Origin of the sequence: Paraburkholderia sp. BL18I3N2 (assembly GCF_003001875.1) — a bacterium.
In the GTDB taxonomy this organism is placed as follows: Bacteria; Pseudomonadota; Gammaproteobacteria; order Burkholderiales; family Burkholderiaceae; genus Paraburkholderia; species Paraburkholderia phytofirmans.
Genome location: NZ_PVNC01000006.1, coordinates 229,602 through 250,850, shown reverse-complemented (window position 1 = coordinate 250,850; position 21,249 = coordinate 229,602). Strand labels below are relative to the sequence as shown.

The window sequence follows — 21,249 nt, the reverse complement described above, 5'->3', positions numbered from 1 at the left end:
CGGCTCGCATGGGTGGAAAACGGATTATGCCTGCGCCGCCATGAAGGGACCGACGAGGCGCGTGACGATTGATTCGAGCCGCGCCGGCCTTACGACTGCCTGCGGCTTCGCCCGGCGTGATCTCGCGAGCCACATTACCTACTTCGTCGGCCCGCACCGTAAGGACCCGCGCATCATCTTCTGGGAAGCGCGTCAGCGGACCGGCAGTAAGTGCACATATACCAGCCCGGATTGTGCAGCGCAGCGGCGTGCGCACCTTGCGTATGCCTTCCGCATCGGCGTTTGTAACGCCCCGTTATTTGTGCGATGCTAGCCACGCCCTGGTTATCCCTAGAAGAAACATTGGGCGCGAGGCAGACCAATCCTGTTGTCCATTCCTCTGGAGGAGACATGATTGAGTCATCGCAATTGCGCAACTTCGGGCGCGCCGGCATCGCATCTCGCACCGCTTTCCGTAGCGTCGAATCCACCAGGCTGCACCGCATAGCGGCCGCTTCAAGCTTCGTTTTCCTGATCAATCTCGCCGGCGTTTGCCATGCCGACACCCAGGTCGGCGGCACGCTTCCGCCCGCGCCCGACAAACTCTACGGCGATCTCTTCGTCGCCGTGCAGACCGCGCAGATCTATCCGGACCAGAAGACCTTCGTCGACGCAACGCCGAACGCCGATCCCGCCGCGATCGTGCAACTGTACGAGCAGAAGAAGCACAACCCCGGCTTTTCGCTGGCGAACTTCGTCAACAAATACTTCACGCCGCCGAGCGAGCCGGTCATTACGCCGCCCGCCAACCAGACGCTGCGTGAACACATCAACTGGCTATGGCCCGCGCTCACCCGCACCACCACCAGCGCGCCGCCGAACAGCTCGCTGATTCCATTGCCGAAACCCTATGTGGTGCCGGGCGGCCGTTTCCGCGAAGGCTACTACTGGGACACCTATTTCACGATGCTTGGGCTGCAGGAATCGGGCAACGAAAATCTCGTCGACGACATGCTCGACAACTTCGCCTACGAGATCGATACCTTCGGCCACATTCCGAACGGCAATCGCACCTACTATCTGGACCGTTCGCAGCCGCCGTTTTTCTCGCACATGGTGGAACTCGCGGCGAAAGTGGAAGGCCACGGCGTCTACCAGAAGTACCTGCCGGCGTTACGCAAGGAATACGCGTACTGGATGCAGGGCGAGACCACCACGCAACCCGGCTCGGCCACGCGCAATGTCGTCGTGATGCCGGATCGCACGGTGCTCAACCGCTACTGGGATGAGCTCGACACGCCGCGCGACGAATCGTATCTGGAGGACATTCAGACCGCGCAACAGGCGAGCGGCCGCAATCCGAACGACGTCTACCGCGAGTTGCGCGCCACCGCCGAAAGCGGCTGGGATTTTAGCTCGCGCTGGTTCGGCGACAACATGACCCTCGCGACGGTGCGCACCACGTCGATTATTCCGGTCGACCTGAACAGCCTGATGTTCCATCTCGAGATCACCATCGCCAAAGGTTGCGGCGAGACGCGCGATTTCCGCTGCGTCGGCGAATTCGCGCAACGCGCCGCGAAGCGCGCTCTCGGCATCAACCGCTATCTGTGGAATCCCAACGGCTATTACGGCGACTATGACTGGCAGCTCGCCAAGCCGCGCGACAACAAGACGGCGGCAATGGTATTTCCGCTGTTTGTCGGCGCGGCGTGGCCGGATCGCGCGCTCAAGACGGCGAAACAGGTGCAGTCCACCTTGCTGCAACCGGGCGGCCTCGTCACTACGACCTACAACACCACGCAGCAGTGGGACGCGCCGAACGGCTGGGCGCCGCTGCACTGGGCGGCGATTCAGGGCCTGAAGCGTTATGGCCAGGACGCGCTCGCGCAACAGATCGGCACGCGTTTTCTCACCGACGTCAAAGGCGTCTATGCGTCCGATCAGAAACTGGTCGAGAAATACGTGGTGGAAGGCGCGGGAACGGGCGGCGGCGGCGGTGGCGAATATCCGCTGCAGGACGGCTTCGGCTGGACCAATGGCGTGACGCTCAAGCTGCTCGACCTGTATAGCCCGGGCGAGTGAGTCTGCACGGAGGGCGGTCTGGCGATGGCGGCAGGTCATGAATACTGTATAAAAACACAGTATAATGATTTGCCCCAGCCGCCCTTCGTTGCGTGACCGCGCGGCACCCAGCCCGCATCGGAATCATGGTGTCCCAGCAAGCCCTATTCGCGCCCGAGCCCGTAGCCCTTCTCCATGACGAGCAAGACGGGATCCGCTATCTGCCCGAGTCGATCCCGGCTGCCACGGCGCAGGCGTGGTTCGAGACTGCGCTGCGCAATGTCGGCTGGCTTAGTCAGCAGCGCATGATGTACGACCGCGAAGTCGCCGTGCCGCGTCTGCTCGCCACCTTCGCCCGTGACGCCGGCGATCTGCCCGCGCCTTTGGGCGAGGCATTCGAAGCCGTACGCGCGCTCGTGGGTGCGCCGTTCAATCGCGTCGGTCTCAATCTCTATCGCGACGGCAGCGACAGCGTCGCGCTGCACAGCGACAAGACAGAGAAGCTGGTGCCCGCTCAACCGATAGCCATCATTTCGCTCGGCGCGAGCCGCCGCATGACGATCCGGCCGAAAGTCGGCGTCGGCGTCGGCGCAGGACGGATCGTGCATGTCGAATTGGAGCCCGGCAGTTGTCTGGTCATGAGCTATGCGTCGCAATTCACGCATGAGCACGGTATTCCCAAGCTTGCGGGTGTGACGCAGCCGCGCATCAGCCTCGCGTTTCGCTGCTTCAGCGGTTAACGAGCGCGAGCAGCGGTTCTGGTTTCACGGCTTCGAACCGCTCATTTCAGACATGCAAGGAATCAGTCGGCGTGACATCCGGGCGAGAGGCGCGTCAGAGCAACGTGACCTTACCCGTCGCCAGATCGTAGATACCGCCGACAATCTTGACCTTGCCGCTCTTCACATACGGCCCGATGAGCGGTCTGGATACGGTCAGCCGGTTGGCATTCAACCTGACGTTTTCGATCGTGGTTTGCGCAACGAGATCTTCGCCTTGATCTCCTTTCGCCACTTTCGCCATCTGCATGGCCGGCTTGATCGCGCGAACCAGTTCGGGCAGATGGCCGGGCAAATGAACGCCATCCTTGAGCGCCTTGACCGTGGCGGCCACCGCGCCACACTGGGTATGCCCGAGCACCATGATGAGCGGCACGCCGAGGACCTCGACGCCGTATTCGAGGCTCGCCAGAATATCGTCGTTGACGAAATTGCCGGCCACGCGCACCACGAACAGATCGCCCGGCCCCTGATCGAACGCAAGCTCCGGCGCAACCCGCGAATCCGCACACCCGACGATCGCGGCAATCGGATACTGCGCCGAAACACGCGCCGCGCGGCCCGCGGAATAGTCCTTGTTTGAAGGGGTATTCGCGGCGTAACGGGCGTTGCCCTGCATCAGGCGTTCGAGCGCTTCGGAAGGTGGAATCGAATTCGGCCTGTTGCCAGACGCAGGTTCGGCCGCCACCGCAACGCGCTGCGACAAACCAGCCAGCGTGATCGACGACGCACCGGCCAGCAGCAGATTGCGCCGCATGGGGGAAGACAGATGACGGCCGCACATGGCTCGCCTCCTATGTCATGAACAACGCCCCAGCGGTGCCGTGCGAGCCGGCATGAGCCGTGAAAGTTGGTCGCGCACGCGACGTCTCATCGTGCGCCTCTCACGTTCAAACATCAAGTTAGACGGCGTAGATGTCCGGGTTGTCCACCAGCGGCAAGAATTTTCCGCTAGATCCGTCGAGCGCGAGCATCGTGCCGCTTTCGATATCGAAGATCCAGCCGTGCAGCCGCAGCGTTTTGTTCGCGAGCCCGACTGCCACCGACGGATGTGTGCGGATGTTCGCAAGTTGCGCGATCACGTTGTCCTTGACCAGCGCGGAGAGGCACTCGGCGTCCGAATGGTAAGTGCGTGATGCGTTGATGGCCTTGGCCGCATCCGCGTGACGCAGCCAGCCTGCCACCGCCGGCAGATGATCGAGATTCTTGCAGGTCGAGATCGCCGTCATCGCGCCGCAATTCGAGTGGCCGCAAATCACGATATCGCGCACGCCCAACACGGCCACCGCGTACTCGACGGTCGCCGACACGCCGCCCGGCTCCGGACCATAAGACGGCACGATATTGCCCGCATTGCGGATCACGAACAGTGAACCGGGCTCGGTCTGCGTCAGCAACTCCGGCACGACACGGCTGTCCGAGCACGTCACGAAAAGCGTACTGGGACTTTGCGCCATCGACAGGCGCTTGAACAATGCGCTCTGCTGCGGAAAGACTTCGCGTTGAAAGCGGATGAGACCTTCGATGATTTCCTGCACGGTTGTTCTCCAGATAAATCGAAGCCTGAGCCTGCAGTGCTCGCGACAATATGAAAGCCGGGAGCATACATGCGATCTATTGGCGCGACTATACCGCAGCCTCAACCGCAGCCGCGAACCGGACAACTATGCGGGCGGGTGCGCAGCGAAATAAAAAAAGCCCCGGCTGTTACCAACCGGGGCCAACTCTCTCGCTCGCACACCGGAAACCGTGCGTGCCTGACTACTTTACCGATACCGCCGATGCGGATATATACGCCATGCTGGAAGAGTCCCTTCCAACGTGGCCCGCCCCACACTACGCGGGGCGCGTCGGATCAACGGCTATACATCGCATTCCAGTCAGCGGCGGGCACAGCCGGGCGGCCGCTTTGCGACGAACCCGCCACGCTGCCGCCATAACCGCTGGTCTCGCCGCTGCGCGCGGCGATGCGCGCTTCCGCGGCCTGAATCGCTTCCGGGTAACGCGCCTGATCGCCGTCGCCGACGTGATAGCCGGCCGCTTGCAGTTGAACCAGTTCCGCGCGCACCTGCTCGCGCGTGATGCCGGAATTCGATTGGGCGAATACAGTGGCCGAAGCAGCCAGCGAAGCAGCGATAACGACGGCCTTGATCAGGGACTTCATGATAAAAACAACCTCCGGTAATTGATGGTCGGCGGCGCTTCGAATCACTCTGCGCGCCACCCGTGAACTCAATATAGGCGCCGATTCCTCAGAGAATAACGGCCGCCCGTCGAAGGGATTGTTCCTGAATCTGGAGAAATCACGCTCAGAAGCGCGTGCGGATCCCCACCGTGCCGACCACCTGGTTGCCCGTCGAAGACGCGCCGCCCGCTGTGTTGATAAACGCGGTGTAGCCCTTGCCGCTCACGTGCTGATACATCGCTTCGGCATACACGTCGGTGCGCAACGACAGCGAATAGACGGCCTGCAGGTTTATCTGATTCCATTTCGGATCCGAGCCGAAGCTCGAGGTGCCGCCCACATGCGCGTCCGTATAGGTGTAGGCCGCGCCGAGGCTCAGCGCGGGCGTCAGCGCGTACTTGCCGTTCACTTCATAGTTATCGAAGCGCATCGAGCCATGCGTGGCGCCGAACGACGCGGTGTTCTGGAACTGGCTATGCGTATAGACGAAGCCTGCCGTCACGGGACCGAAACCATAGCTCAACGCGGCGCCGGCCGTGCGCTGCACATCGGCGCCGAGCTGGAAGCCGCCCGTGCCGTTGGCCGCGGATTCGCCGAGATCGACCGCGCCGGCCGTGTTGGCGGTCGAGTTCGAACCGTTGATCTGCAAATAGCCGGCAGCCGCCTTGAACGGACCGTTGGCGTAGCTCACGCCCGCGCTATAGGCACGATTGACCGCGAAGCCCGTGTTGTTCGAGAACGCATACATTCCGCCGAACTTCAGACCGGCATAGTTCGCGCTCGTGTACTTGACGGCGTTGCTCATGCGCACCGAGTGATTCAGATTGTCGTTGTCGAACGGATGCGCGAAGCCGGTATCGCCGAACGTGCCCGCCGTGCCGGAGAGCGGCGCGACGAAATCAACCAGCGAATCGTACTGGCGGCCCAGCGCGAACGTGCCGTACTGCTTGCTGCTCAAGCCGACAAACGCCTGACGGCCGAACAGCCGGTTGTTCTGGCCGAGCTTGCCGTTCTGCACGTTGTAGCCGTTCTCCAGCACGAAGATCGCCTGCAATCCGCCGCCGAGATCTTCTGCGCCGCGCAAGCCGAAGCGGCTGCCGTTGATGTTGCCGCTAGTGGCCTGAACTAGCGCGCCCTGCGAGCCGCCCTTCTTCACGTTGTTGGTGTACATCACCCCGGCGTCGATGAGGCCGTACAGCGTGACTGAACTTTGCGCATGCGCCGTGGCGGCGGCAAGTCCTGCGAACGCCGCGACCGCGGCGGAAATCTTTTTCACGTCAATGCTCCTGCGTAGCTGGAAGGTCGGGTTGAACAGCGACGCGAGTATAGAAACGCGGGCATCGAAAACGAATGCCCGTGCTCTGGAGCAGTCCTTTATGGAATCTGGAAGAATCCGTCATCTAAACGCAGCAATCGCGATGCGCCGCGCTTTGACGGGTGTTTTGAAAGCTGAAGACGCGCGACCAGAGGTCTGCGCGCAATGAACGGGTTGTGTGTGAACAACAGGCGTCAGGCGCTGAGTCGTTTGCGAGCCCGGCGTGTGCGCCGGACTCATCCTCAATCAGAATCCGCGCCGCTCAGCTTCTGTTGAAGTCGCCGGTCTCGAGTTCCACGGACTGGCCGCCGTTTTTTTCGAGGACCTTGCGCGTAGCCTTTTCAATCTGCGCGCGATTTGCCTCGAACGTGTTGACAAGGTTATGGGCTGATGGGCCGTCGTTGCCGAAATGCTCGTTCAGCGCATCCAGCGACACGCTGCACCAGACGTCGGCCCCGTCGACATTGGCTTCGAAGGCGACGCGTGCCGCTGCAACCACTTCACGGCGTCCGGTGAATTCGATCCTCATGATGACCCTCCATTTGTCGAAAGAAAGCTTCAGGCGCGCAAACACTGTGCCACGGCGGCTTGGTCCGCAAGGCCGACCGTTGTCAGCGCGCATTCTCAGCAGGGTGCATACTCGACATCGGCCGTCCTCGTACGGTCGTGCTGATGCGTCACGGCCTGGCCACCCATGGCCATGCTGCCTGACGTGCCTTATATCCTAATACTAACTCCTGGCCCATGTCCCGCAACCCGCAATCGTCGCGTCCTCTCGTCATTGCCGCCGTGATGGCTTCGATGGCGATGGTCGCCATCGAAGCCACCATCGTTTCCACCGCCATGCCTCAGATCGTCGCGCAGCTCGGCGATCTGCATTTGTATAGCTGGGTCTTCTCGTCGTTCCTGCTCACGCAGACCGCGATGACCGTGGTGTTCGGCAAACTCGCCGACCTCTACGGCCGCAAGCCGGTCATACTGGCCGGCATCGCGATCTTTCTGCTTGGCTCGGTGCTGGCCGGCTTCGCCTGGTCGATGCCGGCCATGATCGCCTTCCGCCTGATTCAGGGCGTCGGCGCGGGCGCGATTCAACCGGTCACGCTCACCGTCGTCGCCGATCTTTATCCCGCGCGCGAACGCGGCAAGGTACAAGGCTACCTCGCGAGCGTCTGGGCGATTTCCGCGGTGGTGGGTCCGATGGTCGGCGGCTTCATCATTCACAATATGTCATGGGCGTGGATCTTCTGGATGAACGTGCCGATCGGCCTCGCCTCCGCGGCGGGCTTCATCGCGTTCCTGCGCGAATCGGAACGGCATGCGCGCCCTTCGATCGATTTCGGCGGTGCGGCGCTGTTCATGGCGGCCATCGCCGCGCTCATGATGGCACTCACCTACGCCGGCGACGACCAGGTCGCGCAAGCGTCGATGGCGGGCGGCGTGTTCGCGCTGTGCGTGCTGCTGTTCGCGTGGCAGGAGCGCCGCGCGGCTGAACCGATGATCTCCTTCGCGCTCTGGAGCCGCCGGCCGATTGCCGCCTCGAACGGCGCGACGTTGCTGTCCGGCATGATCCTGATGGGCTCGACCACGTTTTTGCCGATGTATGTGCAGGGCGTGCTGCATCGCTCGCCGGTGATCGCCGGCCTCGCCTTGACGATGATGATGGTGGGCTGGCCGACCGGCGCGACGCTCGCCGCGAAGTCGTTTCATCGCCTCGGCTTGCGGCGCATTCTGATTGGCGGCAGCGCGGCCATTCCGCTCGGCGCGCTGTTGCTGCTGTTCCTGTCGCCTGGCGGCTCGCCGCTCGTCGCGGCGTTCGGCTCGCTGGTCATGGGCTTCGGCATGGGCACGTCGAGCGTCAGCTGCCTGATCCTGATTCAGGAGATCGTTCGCATGGACGAACGCGGCAGCGCCACCGCGTCGAATCTGTTTTCGCGCAATCTCGGCAGTACGTTGGGCGCGACGCTATTCGGCGCGGTGCTCAACTTCGGCCTGAGTCATTCGAAGGGCGTGGCCGTGGTCACGTCGGATCAGTTGAAAGCGCTGCTGCAGAATCAGGCCGCCAGCCTCGGTGACAGCGAGATGATCCGCACTGTGCTGCATCAGTCGCTGCACCTCACGTTCATTTCGCTCTTCGTCATTGCGATCTTCGTGGTCGTGCTGCTGATGTTCGTGCCGGCCATCAAGATCGGCGGCGACAAGAAGATGCCGATCGAAGCGTTGGCGCCGTTGGAGGATTGAGATGCGTGGCGGCGTAGCGCGCGCTGCCACGCTTGGTTCGATAACGCTGGCGCACTGCCGTTAGCGTCGGCGCGCCGGCAAGGTCGCTGAGAAAAATCGGATCGCCCGATCAGTTGCCAGCGCATGCACCGCATCACGATCGACGCCCGGGCCATCCTGGCAAATGTCCGCGAGATGCGCGACCACCTCGGCGAGACAGGTATCCAGGAACGTGTAATGCGACGCGCCCGGCACCATCTCCACATGCGTGTTGGGCTGCGAACCCGCGATGCGGTGAATGTTGGTGGCTACCGGCGCGGCGACATCGGCCTCGCCCGCGAGCAGCGAGACGGGAATCGTCACGTCGGCAAACGAGTTGCTATCGAAAGCTTCGCCGAGCGCGGGCGCAGTTGAAATCGGGTTCGTGAAGCGTCGTTGAATGAGCCGCGCATTCGTCACGATGCACCGCCTTCTTCCGTCAGCAGCTCGATACCGTCGAGTTGCGCCGCGCAAGTATCGCGAACGATCCTGACGAAATCGTCGAAATAAGGCCGGCTTGCCAGGCCTTTCCCGGCCACGGCATACAACTCGCTCCACAGTCCCTGGGTGCCGACGCGCTTGGCCAGCACATAGTCGTGATCGACGTAGTTTTTCACGCCCCAGTTCGGCAGCGCGGCGATCCCGCGGCGGCTCGCCACCAGTTGCATGATGGCGATGGTCAGTTCCGCCGTGCGCCGTTCGAGTTTGATGCCAGCCGGCTCCAGCACCTGCCGGATCAGATCGATGCGCGCGTCGGGCACCGGATAGGTAATCAACGTCTCGTCGCGCAGATCTTCCGGCGTCAAGCGACGTTTGTTGCGCAAGCGGTGTTCATTAGCCATCACCACCAGAATCTCGAAGCGAAACAGCGGCGCGATATGCAGGCTGCGCCGCGTGGCCGGTTTCGAGCCGATCACCACATCGGCTTTGCCGTCGCTCAGCAAACGCAGCGGATCGGCATGGAAGCCCGCGACGAGGTCCACTTCGACTTCCGGCCAGCGCCGGCGGAATTCGTCCATGACCGGCATCAGCCAGTCGAAGCAGGTATGGCATTCGAGCACGATGCGCAACTCGCCGCGCGTGTCGCCTTTCAGCCGAACAAGATCGCGCTCCGCCGCGCTCACCGCCGCGATCGTTTCGCGGCCGAGCGCAAGCAGCCGCTCACCTGCGGCAGTGAATCGCAACCCCTGCTTGGTGCGCTCGAACAGCGACACCTCATAGTGCGCCTCGATATCGCGAATCTGATGCGAGAGCGCGGACTGGCTCAGATGCACGCGCTCGGCAGCCGCCACCAGCTTGCCCGAGTCGGCAATGGCAATCAACGAACGCAGGTGGCGAAGCTCAAGCATGGAATGGCTCCGCATTGAACGAATAAATCTTGATATGAATCTGGCTCATACATTGGTGAAAACATGTCGCTTGATGAATCATAGCGCGACTTCCACACTGGACGCCAATTCACACAACGAACAACAGGACTTCACATGGCCCGCACGCATATTCCCGGCTTTCCTCGCATCGGCGCGCAGCGCGAACTGAAATTCGCGCAGGAATCGTTCTGGCGCGGCGAATCCGACGAACAGTATTTGCGTGGCGTCGCGCGCGAACTGCGCGCCCGTCATTGGCAATTGCAGCAGGATGCCAAATTGGATTTCGTCACCGTCGGCGATTTCGCCTACTACGACCAGATGCTCAATCTGAGCGCGTTGCTCGGCGCCTTGCCGCAGCGTTTCGGCTTCGATGCGAAGACGTTGTCGCTTGCCCAGTACTACGAGCTCGCGCGCGGCAACGCCGCGCAACCGGCCATGGAAATGACCAAATGGTTCGACACGAACTACCACTACCTCGTCCCGGAACTGGGGCCGCAGACGAGTTTCGACGGCGGCGTCGAGTGGCTGTTCGACGAAATCGATGAAGCGCTCGCGCTGAATCTGCCGGTCAAACCGGTGCTGATCGGGCCGATCACTTACCTGTGGCTGTCGAAGAGCCATGTCGCCGGCTTCGACCGATTGTCGTTGCTGCCGAAGCTCGTGATCCGTTACAGCCGTTTGCTGGACAAGCTCAAGCAGCGTGGCATCGAATGGGTGCAACTGGACGAGCCGGCCTTGTGCGTCGATCTGCCCACTGAATGGCTCGACGCGTTTTCCGCCGCGTATGACGTGCTCGGCACGTCGGGCGTGAAAGTGCTGCTGGCCACGTACTTCGAAAGCGCCGCGGAACACGCGCCGCGCGTGGCTGCGCTGCCGGTCGCCGGTGTGCATGTCGACCTGGTGCGCGCACCGCAGCAACTCGACGCTTGGCGCGCCGCCCTGCCCGCGCACGCGGTGCTGTCGGCCGGCGTGATCGATGGCCGCAATATCTGGCGCGCGGATCTCGGCGAGATCGTCGAATCGCTGCAGGGCCTGCATGCGGAATTCGGCGAACGGCTGTGGGTTTCGTCGTCGTGCTCGCTGCTGCATGTGCCGGTCTCGCTCGATGGGGAGCAAAAACTCGACGCCGATCTGAAATCCTGGCTCGCCTTCGCCACCGAAAAACTCGACGAAGTCGCCACGCTCGCCCTCGCCTTGCGCGATCGCGCGGCAGCTGAAGCCGCACTCGCTGCCGCCGACCGCGCGCTCGAAGCGCGCCGCCATTCCAGCACGGTGGTCAACGCGCTCGTGCAAAAACGCGTGGCCGCGGTAAGCAGCGCGATGGCCGACCGGCAAAGCCCGTTCGCCGAACGCAATCGACTGCAACGCGAAGCGCTCGGCCTGCCGCTCCTGCCGACCACCACGATCGGCTCGTTCCCGCAAACGCCGGCGATTCGCCAGGCGCGCGCCGCCTACAAGCGCGGCGAACTGCGCGCACTCGACTATCTGCAGCGCATGCGCGCCGAGATCGAGATCGCCGTACGCAAACAGGAAGAGCTGGGCCTCGACGTACTGGTGCACGGCGAAGCCGAACGCAACGACATGGTCGAATATTTCGGCGAACAGTTGTGGGGCTATGCGTTCACGGAAAACGGCTGGGTGCAAAGCTATGGCTCTCGCTGCGTGAAACCGCCGATCATTTACGGCGACGTGTATCGTCCCGAACCGATGACGGTCGAAACCACACGCTACGCGCAATCGCTCACGCAGCGTCTCATGAAAGGCATGCTGACCGGTCCGGTGACGATGCTGCAATGGTCGTTCGTGCGTGACGACCAGCCGCGCTCGACCACCGCGCTGCAACTCGCGCTCGCGATCCGAGACGAGGTGGTGGATCTGGAAAAGGCCGGCATTCGCATCATCCAGATCGACGAACCAGCTTTCCGCGAAGGCTTGCCGTTGCGTCGCGGCGATTGGGCCGCGTATCTGGAATGGGCCACGCGCGTGTTCCGCATTTCAGCAGCGGGCGTCGCCGATCAAACGCAGATTCATACGCATATGTGCTATTCGGAGTTCAACGACATTCTGCCGTCGATCGCCGCGATGGATGCCGACGTGATCACCATCGAGACCTCGCGCTCGGCGATGGAACTGCTCGACGGCTTCGGCGCGTTCGCGTACCCGAACGAGATCGGCCCGGGTGTCTACGATATCCACTCGCCGCGCGTGCCCGATGCGCAAGCCATGCAACGCCTGCTGGAACGCGCGTGCGAAGTGATTCCCGCTGAACGCCTGTGGGTCAATCCGGATTGCGGGCTGAAGACGCGCGGCTGGCCGGAAACCGAAGCGGCGCTGGCGAACATGGTTCGGGCCGCCAAGGCATTGCGTGCGAAGCTGGCGGCGAAGCAGCCAGATGAAGTGACGGCGTGAGAGGATCGGCCGCTGATCTCGTGTTGGTCTGGTATTGATCGCTCATCCGCGCACTGTGTCTGGGTGCGCGGATGAGCTTTTCACGCAGGCCGTTCAGACTTTCGCGTACAGCGTCGAGTCGGCGAAGCCTTCCGCGGCCAGCACCTGTCCGACCAGAATCAATGCGGTCCGCTCGATGGATGTCGATTGCACCTTGCTGACAATATCATCGAGCGTGCCGGTGATCTTTTCCTCGTCGGGCCAGCTCGCGCGATAGATCACCGCGATCGGACACGCACCGCCGTAATGCGGCCGCAATTCGTCGACGATGCGCGCAAGGTGTCGCACGCCGAGATGAATCGCCATCGTCGCGCGATGCCGGGCGAGGTCGGCGAGCTGTTCGCCTTCGGGCATGCTGGTTTTGGTGGCGAAGCGCGTGAGAATCAGCGTCTGCGAAATATCCGGCAACGTGAGTTCGCAACCCAGCGCCGCCGCGCATGCGGCCGTGGCGGTGACGCCCGGCACGATCTCATAGGGAATCTTCAGTTCGCGCAGTCTGCGGATCTGCTCACCGATCGCGCCGTACAACGATGGATCGCCGGAATGCACGCGCGCCACGTCCAGACCTTGGTCGTGCGCGGCCGCAAGCAACGCGATGATCTGATCGAGGTCGAGTTCGGCGGTATTGACGACCTGCTGCGCCGCATGACCTTCGAGCACGGCAGCCGGCACGAGCGAACCCGCGTACAGGATCACCGGACAACTGCGCACGAGGCGCTGCCCTTTCACCGTGATCAGTTCGGGGTCGCCCGGACCCGCGCCGATAAAAAACACCGTCATTCACTACTCCATGATTCATTGAGGCGGCATGGCATGCATGCGCGATTCACGCTCAAGTTCAATGCGCCACTTTCAGCGCGTCGAGCAGGTCGGCCACGCTCTCGAATTCCCTCTCTGCCGCCGGCAACTCAGGACGGCGCAGCATCACGACCGGCAAACCGCGTTCACGCGCGACTTCGAGCTTCGCTTCAGTCGCCTGGCCGCCGCTATTTTTGCTGACCACTACGTCGAAGGCTTGTAGTGCGAATAGCGCACGCTCACCTTCGAGCGTGAATGGACCGCGTGCCGCAAGTATCCGCGCACGTGCCGTGTCTTCGTGCGCTTCAAGACAACGCACGACCCAGAACTGATGCGGCGGGATCTCGTCGAGATGCGCGAGCGGTTCGCGGCCCAGTGCGAAGAGCGGCTTCCTGAACGGCGCCAGCGCATCCGCGAGTTCGTGCCAGTCGCCGACCATGCGCCAATCGTCGCCGGCTTGCGGCTGCCACGCAGGGCGATGCAGTGCCCAATACGGCACGCGTGCGGCGCGGCTCGCCTGCGCCGCGTTCGCGCTGATTTGCGCGGCATAAGGGTGCGTCGCGTCGATCACGAGATCGATGCCTTCACCGACGATGTAGCGCGCCATACCTTCACTGCCGCCGAAGCCGCCGACGCGCACCGTGCACGCCAGATCGTCCGGCACCTTGCCAAGGCCGGCGAGACTATACACGTGCTCAGGACCGAGTCGCCTCGCGATCCGCAGCGCGTCGCCGGTGCCGCCGAGCAGCAGAATCCGCTTCATTTTCATTGCGCGGCTCCGATCAGCTTGCCCTGCCGGTCGATAGCGAACATTTCGACGTTGACCTGCGGCGGGACGATCTCGCGCGCCACGGCAAGTGCATGCCGGCAGACGATATCGCCGAGCGGCACCTGCTGCGCGTGTGCCAACGCGACCGCCTGCTGACTCGTGTTGGCCGCGCGGATCGCGGCTTGAAGCGCGTTGTCGGCGCCCTGTTCGGCGGCCCATTGCGCGAGCCGTTCGAGGTCGATGCTCGAATTGCGGCTATGCAGGTCGAGATGACCCGCCGCCAGCTTGCTGAGCTTGCCGAAACCGCCGCACACGCTCAGCCGCTCGACCGGCGCGCGTTTCATATGCTTGAGCACCGCGCCGACGAAGTCGCCCATTTCGATCAGCGCGATATCCGGCAGGCCGTAGTGCGCGCGCATGGCGTCCTCGCTCGCGTTGCCGGTGCAGGCGGCGAGATGCGTGTAGCCGTTCGCGCGCGCGACGTCGATGCCCTGATGAATCGACGCGATATACGCCGAGCACGAAAACGGACGCACGATGCCGGTGGTGCCGAGGATCGACAGGCCGCCGAGAATGCCGAGACGTGGGTTCATCGTTTTCAGCGCGAGCGCTTCGCCGCCTTCCACGCCGATCGTCACTTCGAAGCCGCCGCCGTATGCATGCTCCGCCGCGAGTTCGGCCAGATGCTCGGTCATCATTCTGCGCGGCACCGGGTTGATCGCAGGTTCGCCGACCGGCAGCGTGAGCCCCGCGCGCGTCACCGTGCCGACACCCGGCCCCGCGCGAAATATCACGCCCGGTTCGGCGACGAGCCGCACGCGGGCGAAGACGATCGCGCGGTGCGTGACGTCGGGGTCGTCGCCGGCGTCCTTGACCGTGCCGGCCTCCGCGCCTTCGTCGCCATTCCCGATCAGGCGGCAGAACACCAGCGGCATCGGCACATGCTGGCCTTTCGGCAAGACAATCTCCGCGACTTCGCTGGCGACACCCGCGAGCAACAGACGCGCCGCCGCGAGCGACGTCGCGGTGGCGCAACTGCCGGTCGTGTAGCCGCTACGCAGCGGCGCGGGGTGTTCGGGGGTTTCTTCGCGCATCAGGAACTCCGGGCGCTCGCAACGTCAATCATGGCATGGGTTCCGTTCACGCTCGCTCTCCGCCACCGGCCTGCTTCGTCACCTCCAGCAGCGTGATCGGCAACGCCTGCCGCCACGTATCGAAACCGCCAAGCGGTTGCGCGTCCGCCAAGGCGATCCGTGTCAACGTCCCGCCATGCCGCTCGCGCCACAACGTCAGCACCGCCTCGCCTTGCAAAGTGACCGCATTAGCGACCAGCCGCCCACCCTCGCGCAGACCAGCCCAGCAGGCCTCCAGCACGCCCGGCACCGTCACCCCGCCGCCGATGAACACGGCATCCGGCACCGGCAACCCCTGCAGCGCGTCAGGCGCGCGCCCCGCCACGAGTTGCAGCCCCGGCACGCCCAACGCATCGCGATTGTGTTCGATAAAGCGTTGCCGCTCCGCGTGCCCTTCAATCGCAATCGCGCGACAGCTGGAATGCGCGCGCATCCATTCGATGCCGATCGAGCCGCTGCCCGCGCCCACATCCCACAGCAATTCGCCGGGCGTCGGCGCAAGGCGCGCGAGCGTGATCGCACGCACGTCGCGCTTGGTCAACTGGCCGTCGTGACGAAACGCATCGTCAGGCAAACCGCAGGTCAGCGGCAGACGCGGCGCGCCTTCGGTGGCGCGGCAGTCGAGCGCGATCAGGTTGAGCGCGGCCACATCGCCCGCGGACCACTGATCCGCGCGGCCGTCGATGCGCCGCTCCAGTTCGCCGCCCAGGTGCTCCAGCACGCTCATGCGGGTCGCCCCGAAACCGCGCGCGTTCAGCAGCTCGGCGAGCGCTGCGGGCGTGCGCCCGTCCGCGCTCAGCACGAACACGCGCGCGCCGTCGTGCAGATGTGCGTTCAGCGTGGCCAACGGCCGCCCCACCAGCGACGCCGTCGCGACATCCTGCAACGGCCAGCCGAGCCGCGCGGCCGCCAGCGACAGCGACGACGGCGCCGGCAGCACCCGCAGTTCGCCCGCCGGCAATTGCCGCGCGAGCGTAGCGCCTACGCCGAACAGCATCGGGTCGCCGCTCGCCAGCACGCACACGGCGGCGCCGCGCTCGGCCAGCAAGGGTGCGAGATCGAACGGACGCGGCCAGGCGGCACGGCGCGCGGCGAGACGCGCGGGCAGCATCGCCAGATGACGTTCGCCGCCGTACACCACCGACGCTTCCAGCAAAGCGCGCCGCGCGGGCCTCCCCAGACCGGCAAAGCCGTCGTCGCCTATGCCCACCACCGTCAGCCACGCGGGCATGCATCCATCCTCATTCTGTGTCTTCAAATAATGCGCTGTGCCACGCCGGTCAAAGCGTCCAGCCTCGTTGTGCTGTTCGAAAAAAGGCATAATACAGCCGCCGGTGCCCTTCGGGGCCGAAGAGGGAACACAGTGTCGCTGTGGCTGCCCCCGCAACTGTATGCAGCGAGTCCGCCTGCGCTCCACGCCACTGGTTTAACCGGGAAGGCCGCGGCGGACCATGACCTGCCAGCCAGGAGACCTGCCGGCAAGACTGTTCGTGCCAGCCAACATCGGGCGGGGTGTACCGATGCCGCAGCCATGCCCGCCTCACGGCATGCTCGGGCCGTCGCGCGACGCTAAACCCGGTGTCCGTCTTGAATCAAGCTTCGCCTACCTCCGTTTTATCCGACGCGGCCGCCACGCTGCGGCCCTCGGCGTGTCCGGGGTTGCTGCGCATCGTCGCCGCGCGCGACGGCGGGATTTGCCGGATCAAACTGCCCGGCGGCGAATTGAGCGCGGCGCAGGCGCGGGCGATCGCTGACGCTAGCGCGCGGCACGCGGCCGGGGTAGTCGAGTTGACCAATCGCGCGAATGTGCAGGTGCGCGGCGTCAAGCGCGGTGAAGAGGCGGCGTTGATCGCGGCTTTGACCGATGCGGGTCTTGGGCCGATGCCGGCGAACGGCACGGCGAGCCATGCGAACACGACGGCTGCGGAGAACGCTGCGGACGCCGGGGCTGCCAGCGCTGTAGATGCAATAGCGGCCACCGCCGCAGCCGACGACGTCCGCAATGTCATGATCAGCCCCGCAGCCGGGCGCGATCCATGCGCGCTATTCGACACACGCCCGCTGTGCGCCGAACTACTCACCATGCTGCAAAGCGAAACGCGTTTCGCGGCGCTGTCGCCGAAATTCGCGCTGCTGCTGGACGGCGGCGAGCGGCTTGCGAGAGTAGATCATCCGCACGATGTGTGGCTGGCGGCATCGCAAGATGCGGACGGCGTGCGGTTCGTGTTCGGGTTGGCGGGTTGTCCGCCTGTGGGCGCCTATGCCGGCGCTCTCATGCAAAGCCAAGGCACCGGGCCTGGAAAACCGGGCGTGAACCGCACAGGCGCACTAGCCGCGATCCTGCCTTCACAAGTGCCGGCACTGGTTCGCGCGCTGCTCCTCACACTCCTCGACCTCGCCGCCGCCGACGCCACACGCATGCGCCACCTGCTAACCGCGCATACCGTCGACGCGGTACTGCATCACGCCCAGCGATATCTCGACTTCCCGCTGACGCAAAACGCGAAGCTGACCAACTGGCATCGCGGCACACCAGCCGACGCCAATCTCCGTCTTGGCGCCCACGCCCAACGCGTGCCCGGAACCTGGCACGTCGGCGGCCAACCGCCGCTGGGACGCCTCGACGCCGACACGCTGCATGCCCTCGCCACGCTGTCTCAACAGCACGGCAACGCCACGCTTCACCTGACACCCTGGCAAAGCGTGCTACTACCCGACATCGCCACGCCCGCCGTCCCCACCGTGTTGTCCGGCCTGAACGCGCTCGGTCTCGCCTGCGAACCCGCACAAGCGATCACGCACCTGATCGCATGCGCCGGATCGAGCGGCTGCGCGAAGGGCCTCGCCGACACCAAGACCGACGCGTTGCGCCTCGCGGCTCGCCTGCCTGCCGGCGTCGACGTGCATCTGAGCGGCTGCTCGCGCTCGTGCGCCGCCGCGCATTGCGCGCCGTACACGCTGCTGGCCGCGGCGCCCGGCCTCTATGACTTTTATCGACGCGACGGCCAGCCCGGCTTCGGCCACTGCGTCGCGCGCCAACTGACGATCGACCAGGCCGCCGACATGCTCGAACGCCTGGTCCGGAGTGACACCGATGCTTGATTACATTCGCGACGGTCAGGAGATCTATCGCCAATCCTTCGCGACGATCCGCGCGGAGGCTGACTTGTCGCGCATTCCCGCCGACCTCGAAAAACTCGCGGTGCGGGTGATCCACGCGTGCGGTATGGTCGATGTGATCGACGATCTGCAATTTTCCGCAGGCGCGGGCGCGGCGGGCCGCGCGGCGCTCGCGCAAGGCGCGCCGATCCTGTGCGATGCCGGCATGGTCGCGCAAGGCATCACGCGCGCGCGGCTGCCGGCCAACAACGAGGTCATCTGCACGCTAACGCATCCGGACGTGCCGTCGCTCGCCCGCGAACTCGGCAATACCCGCTCGGCGGCGGCGCTCGAATTGTGGCGGCCGCATCTGGCGGGCAGCGTCGTCGTGATCGGCAATGCGCCGACCGCGCTCTTTCATCTGCTCGATATGCTCGACTCCGGCGCTCCAAAACCCGCGTTGATTCTCGGCTTTCCCGTTGGTTTTGTCGGCGCGGCCGAATCGAAAGCGATGCTCGCGGACGACAGCCGCGGCGTGCCCTTCGTGGTGGTGCATGGCCGGCGCGGCGGCAGCGCGATGGCGGCGGCCGCCGTGAATGCGCTGGCCACGGAGGTCGAATAAATGACGGCGCAAGGACGTTTGTTCGGACTCGGCGTCGGCCCCGGCGACCCGGAACTCATCACGCTGAAGGCGCTGCGCTTGCTGAAGGCGTCGCCGGTGGTCGCATACTTCGTTGCCAAGGGCAAGAAGGGCAACGCGTTCAGCATCATCGAAGCGCATTTGCACGATGCCCAGCAGCATCTGCCGCTCGTTTATCCCGTCACCACCGAAGCGCTCGAACCGCCGCTTTCGTATGAAGCGATCATTGCCGACTTCTACGACACCGCCGCGCAAGTCGTCGCCGCGCATCTCGATGCGGGCCGTGACGTCGCCGTGATCTGCGAAGGCGATCCGTTCTTCTACGGCTCGTACATGTATCTGCACGACCGGCTCGCGGCGCGCTACGAAAGCGAAGTGGTGCCGGGCGTGTGCTCGATGCTCGGCGGCGCGGCCGTACTCGGCGCGCCGCTGGTGTATCGCAATCAGAGCCTCTCGGTGCTCTCGGGCGTGTTGCCCGAAGACGAATTGCGCCGCCGTCTCGCCGATGCCGACGCCGCCGTCGTGATGAAACTCGGCCGCAACTTCGACAAGGTGCGGCGCGTGCTCGGCGAACTCGGTCTCGCGGGCCGCGCGCTCTACGTCGAACGCGCAACGATGGGCAATCAGCGCATCGTGCCGCTCGCCGAAGTCGATCCGATGGCGTCGCCGTATTTTTCGCTGCTGGTGGTGCCGGGGGAAAAATGGCAAGGATGAGCGCACCCGCGATCGTGATTCTCGGCGCGGGCGCATTGGCGACGGCGCGGCGCGTTCAGGCGCTGTACGCGGGCAGCCAGGTGCATGCGTTGCAGGGACGCGTCGAGGCGGACGTGTCGTACAGCGAACTCGGCGCGCATCTGCGGGAACTGTATGCACGCGGCACGCCGATCGTCGCGTTGTGCGCGGCGGGCATCGTGATTCGCTGTCTGGCTCCGTCGTTGTCGAACAAGGGCGTCGAGCCGCCGGTGCTGGCTGTCGCCGAGGATGGCAGCGCGGTCGTGCCGCTGCTCGGCGGTCTTGCCGGCGTCAACCTGATGGCGCGCGAGATTGCCGCGCTGCTGGCCGTGCCGCCGGCCATCACGACAAGCGGCGAACTGCGTTTCGGCACCTGCGTGCTGAATCCGCCCGAGGGCTACACGCTCGCCGATCTCGGCCAAGGCAAGCGCTTCGTGTCGGATATGCTGGCCGGCGAGAGCACGCGCATCGAAGGCGAAGCGCCGTGGCTCGATGACGCGCAACTGCCCCGCTCCGACTCGGCGCGTCTCGCGATCCGCGTTACGCCGCGGGCATGGGACGGACGCGACGATGAACTGGTGATTCATCCACGCAGCGTGGTTGCTGCAGTGACGGCCGTGGATGGCGAGATCGTGACGCGCGTGCGCAACGCCTTGGATGCGCAGGGGCTCGCGCCGCTGTCGCTCGCGGCATTGCTCGCCTCGTCTGAATGCATGGCCAACCCGGCGCTTGCCGAGGCCGCGGCGCACCTGAAGGTGCCGTTGCGTTTCGCACTACCAGGTCCAGAAGATGGCGAGCCGCCGGCCAATCTGCTGCATGCCGCGCTGCGCATCCCCTACGAGACGCTGCACAACGATGCGGCGGCAGGCGTCGCGCTTGCCTTGGCGCCGCTCGCCATAGATCCCGACACGATCGGCCGCGCGCGTGGCCGTCTGACCGTGATCGGCCTCGGCCCTGGCAGCGCCGATCTGATGGTGCCGGCCGCACGCACGGCGCTCGACGGAGCCACCGATATTCTCGGCTACGACACCTACGTGAAAATGGCCGGCCCGTTGCGCGCCGACCAGCGCGTGCACGGCACGGACAATCGCGAGGAAATACAACGCGCGCGGCATGCGTTCGAACTGGCGAGCGAGGGACGTTCCGTGGTGATGGTGTCGTCGGGCGATCCGGGGGTATTCGCGATGGCGGCGGCTGTGCTCGAGGCGCTGGAGTCGTCGGATAACGCGGACTGGGTTGCGGTCGAACTGACGATCTTGCCGGGTGTGTCGGCGGCGATGGCGACGGCGGCGCAGGCGGGTGCGCCGTTGGGCCATGACTTCTGCATGCTGTCGCTGTCCGACAATCTGAAGCCTTGGGCGATCATCGAAAAGCGTCTGCGGCATGCGGCCGAAGCGGATCTGGTGATGGCGTTCTATAACCCGATTTCGCGTGCACGGCCTTGGCAGTTGGATAAGGCGCTGGATATCGTGCGGGAGTGTCGCGCCGCACAGACCCAGGTGGTGCTGGGCCGCGATATCGGCCGGCCTGGCGGCACACTGCGCACGGTCACGCTAGGTGAACTGCGGTCGTCCGATGTGGATATGCGCACGATGGTGATCGTGGGGTCGTCGACGACGCGGCGATTTGGCGTTGGCGCCGGCGGCGCCGAATGGGTTTATACGCCGCGGTGGTATGAGTGA

General features: G+C 64.5%; 19 protein-coding genes and 1 riboswitch. Of the genes, 8 read left to right on the top strand and 11 right to left on the bottom strand.

Annotated elements, in window-relative coordinates:
- Positions 1–390 precede the first annotated feature (390 nt).
- Positions 391–2,064: an alpha,alpha-trehalase TreA gene (gene treA, locus B0G75_RS18880; RefSeq protein ID WP_106308625.1), complete on the top strand. Its 1,674-nt coding sequence runs from the start codon at positions 391–393 to the stop codon at positions 2,062–2,064.
- A 125-nt stretch (positions 2,065–2,189) separates the two neighbouring features.
- Positions 2,190–2,783: an alpha-ketoglutarate-dependent dioxygenase AlkB gene (locus B0G75_RS18875; protein WP_106308622.1), complete on the top strand. Its 594-nt coding sequence runs from the start codon at positions 2,190–2,192 to the stop codon at positions 2,781–2,783.
- 94 nt (positions 2,784–2,877) lie between these two features.
- Here B0G75_RS18875 and B0G75_RS18870 read toward each other — a convergent pair whose 3' ends face one another.
- From B0G75_RS18870 to B0G75_RS18850, 5 genes are all read right to left on the bottom strand, one after another.
- On the bottom strand, positions 2,878–3,606 hold the full coding sequence (locus tag B0G75_RS18870; protein WP_106308619.1) for a carbonic anhydrase: 729 nt from the start codon (positions 3,604–3,606) through the stop codon (positions 2,878–2,880).
- A 118-nt stretch (positions 3,607–3,724) separates the two neighbouring features.
- On the bottom strand, positions 3,725–4,360 hold the full coding sequence (locus B0G75_RS18865) for a carbonic anhydrase (protein WP_106308616.1): 636 nt from the start codon (positions 4,358–4,360) through the stop codon (positions 3,725–3,727).
- 317 nt (positions 4,361–4,677) lie between these two features.
- Positions 4,678–4,986: a DUF4148 domain-containing protein gene (locus tag B0G75_RS18860; RefSeq protein ID WP_106308614.1), complete on the bottom strand. Its 309-nt coding sequence runs from the start codon at positions 4,984–4,986 to the stop codon at positions 4,678–4,680.
- A 145-nt stretch (positions 4,987–5,131) separates the two neighbouring features.
- Positions 5,132–6,283 (bottom strand): porin, encoded by a 1,152-nt coding sequence (locus B0G75_RS18855; protein ID WP_106308611.1) that lies wholly within the window; start codon positions 6,281–6,283, stop codon positions 5,132–5,134.
- A 301-nt stretch (positions 6,284–6,584) separates the two neighbouring features.
- A complete protein-coding gene (locus tag B0G75_RS18850) occupies positions 6,585–6,851 on the bottom strand; it encodes a DUF1488 domain-containing protein (RefSeq protein WP_012427223.1) in 267 nt (88 codons plus the stop codon).
- A gap of 215 nt (positions 6,852–7,066) precedes the next feature.
- Here B0G75_RS18850 and B0G75_RS18845 point away from each other — a divergent pair, with 215 nt between their 5' ends.
- Entirely contained in the window at positions 7,067–8,560 is a 1,494-nt protein-coding gene (locus B0G75_RS18845; protein ID WP_106308608.1) for an MDR family MFS transporter, read from the top strand.
- A 60-nt stretch (positions 8,561–8,620) separates the two neighbouring features.
- Here B0G75_RS18845 and B0G75_RS18840 read toward each other — a convergent pair whose 3' ends face one another.
- Together B0G75_RS18840 and B0G75_RS18835 are read right to left on the bottom strand one after the other, a co-directional pair.
- Complete coding sequence (locus B0G75_RS18840) at positions 8,621–8,998, bottom strand: hypothetical protein (RefSeq protein WP_181309297.1); 378 nt, start codon at positions 8,996–8,998, stop codon at positions 8,621–8,623.
- On the bottom strand, positions 8,995–9,927 hold the full coding sequence (locus B0G75_RS18835; protein ID WP_106308605.1) for a LysR family transcriptional regulator: 933 nt from the start codon (positions 9,925–9,927) through the stop codon (positions 8,995–8,997). The genes B0G75_RS18840 and B0G75_RS18835 overlap by 4 nt, the downstream gene beginning before the upstream one ends.
- Before the next feature lie 135 nt (positions 9,928–10,062).
- Between B0G75_RS18835 and metE the strand changes: the two genes are divergently transcribed.
- On the top strand, positions 10,063–12,357 hold the full coding sequence (gene metE / locus B0G75_RS18830; protein WP_106308602.1) for a 5-methyltetrahydropteroyltriglutamate--homocysteine S-methyltransferase: 2,295 nt from the start codon (positions 10,063–10,065) through the stop codon (positions 12,355–12,357).
- A gap of 93 nt (positions 12,358–12,450) precedes the next feature.
- On the opposite strand, the gene cobM is transcribed toward metE, so the two are convergent.
- From cobM to cbiE, 4 genes are read right to left on the bottom strand one after another with little or no spacing between them, the layout of a single operon-like run.
- Entirely contained in the window at positions 12,451–13,176 is a 726-nt protein-coding gene (gene cobM, locus B0G75_RS18825; protein ID WP_106308599.1) for a precorrin-4 C(11)-methyltransferase, read from the bottom strand.
- A 58-nt stretch (positions 13,177–13,234) separates the two neighbouring features.
- Positions 13,235–13,957, bottom strand: a complete 723-nt coding sequence (locus B0G75_RS18820; protein WP_181309305.1) for a cobalt-precorrin-6A reductase — start codon at positions 13,955–13,957, stop codon at positions 13,235–13,237.
- A gap of 2 nt (positions 13,958–13,959) precedes the next feature.
- Positions 13,960–15,057 carry a cobalt-precorrin-5B (C(1))-methyltransferase gene (locus B0G75_RS18815; RefSeq protein ID WP_106308593.1) on the bottom strand — a complete coding sequence of 366 codons (1,098 nt, stop codon included), beginning with the start codon at positions 15,055–15,057 and terminating at the stop codon, positions 13,960–13,962.
- Positions 15,058–15,103: 46 nt separating this feature from the next.
- The gene (gene cbiE, locus B0G75_RS18810; protein WP_106308590.1) at positions 15,104–16,327 is read right to left on the bottom strand and encodes a precorrin-6y C5,15-methyltransferase (decarboxylating) subunit CbiE; all 1,224 of its coding nucleotides are present in this window, start codon (positions 16,325–16,327) and stop codon (positions 15,104–15,106) included.
- Between the two features lie 84 nt (positions 16,328–16,411).
- A riboswitch (cobalamin riboswitch) is annotated at positions 16,412–16,591 on the top strand.
- 83 nt (positions 16,592–16,674) lie between these two features.
- Between cbiE and cobG the strand changes: the two genes are divergently transcribed.
- From cobG to cobJ, 4 genes are read left to right on the top strand one after another with little or no spacing between them, the layout of a single operon-like run.
- Entirely contained in the window at positions 16,675–18,198 is a 1,524-nt protein-coding gene (cobG, locus tag B0G75_RS18805) for a precorrin-3B synthase (RefSeq protein WP_106308587.1), read from the top strand.
- Positions 18,191–18,817 carry a precorrin-8X methylmutase gene (locus tag B0G75_RS18800; RefSeq protein WP_106308584.1) on the top strand — a complete coding sequence of 209 codons (627 nt, stop codon included), beginning with the start codon at positions 18,191–18,193 and terminating at the stop codon, positions 18,815–18,817. Before cobG ends, B0G75_RS18800 begins: the two co-directional genes overlap by 8 nt.
- Positions 18,818–19,549, top strand: a complete 732-nt coding sequence (locus tag B0G75_RS18795; protein ID WP_106308581.1) for a precorrin-2 C(20)-methyltransferase — start codon at positions 18,818–18,820, stop codon at positions 19,547–19,549.
- The gene (gene cobJ / locus B0G75_RS18790) at positions 19,546–21,249 is read left to right on the top strand and encodes a precorrin-3B C(17)-methyltransferase (RefSeq protein ID WP_106308578.1); all 1,704 of its coding nucleotides are present in this window, start codon (positions 19,546–19,548) and stop codon (positions 21,247–21,249) included. The genes B0G75_RS18795 and cobJ overlap by 4 nt, the downstream gene beginning before the upstream one ends.

Coding starts and splice junctions, on each gene's coding strand:
- B0G75_RS18795 (WP_106308581.1), top strand. CDS start 18,818: ATGACGGCGCAAGGACGTTTGTTCGGACTCGGCGTCGGCCCCGGCGAC.
- B0G75_RS18835 (WP_106308605.1), bottom strand. CDS start 9,927: ATGCTTGAGCTTCGCCACCTGCGTTCGTTGATTGCCATTGCCGACTCG.
- cobJ (WP_106308578.1), top strand. CDS start 19,546: ATGAGCGCACCCGCGATCGTGATTCTCGGCGCGGGCGCATTGGCGACG.
- cbiE (WP_106308590.1), bottom strand. CDS start 16,327: ATGCCCGCGTGGCTGACGGTGGTGGGCATAGGCGACGACGGCTTTGCC.
- metE (WP_106308602.1), top strand. CDS start 10,063: ATGGCCCGCACGCATATTCCCGGCTTTCCTCGCATCGGCGCGCAGCGC.
- B0G75_RS18875 (WP_106308622.1), top strand. CDS start 2,190: ATGGTGTCCCAGCAAGCCCTATTCGCGCCCGAGCCCGTAGCCCTTCTC.
- B0G75_RS18815 (WP_106308593.1), bottom strand. CDS start 15,057: ATGCGCGAAGAAACCCCCGAACACCCCGCGCCGCTGCGTAGCGGCTAC.
- treA (WP_106308625.1), top strand. CDS start 391: ATGATTGAGTCATCGCAATTGCGCAACTTCGGGCGCGCCGGCATCGCA.
- cobM (WP_106308599.1), bottom strand. CDS start 13,176: ATGACGGTGTTTTTTATCGGCGCGGGTCCGGGCGACCCCGAACTGATC.
- B0G75_RS18850 (WP_012427223.1), bottom strand. CDS start 6,851: ATGAGGATCGAATTCACCGGACGCCGTGAAGTGGTTGCAGCGGCACGC.
- B0G75_RS18845 (WP_106308608.1), top strand. CDS start 7,067: ATGTCCCGCAACCCGCAATCGTCGCGTCCTCTCGTCATTGCCGCCGTG.
- B0G75_RS18860 (WP_106308614.1), bottom strand. CDS start 4,986: ATGAAGTCCCTGATCAAGGCCGTCGTTATCGCTGCTTCGCTGGCTGCT.
- B0G75_RS18870 (WP_106308619.1), bottom strand. CDS start 3,606: ATGTGCGGCCGTCATCTGTCTTCCCCCATGCGGCGCAATCTGCTGCTG.
- B0G75_RS18820 (WP_181309305.1), bottom strand. CDS start 13,957: ATGAAGCGGATTCTGCTGCTCGGCGGCACCGGCGACGCGCTGCGGATC.
- B0G75_RS18800 (WP_106308584.1), top strand. CDS start 18,191: ATGCTTGATTACATTCGCGACGGTCAGGAGATCTATCGCCAATCCTTC.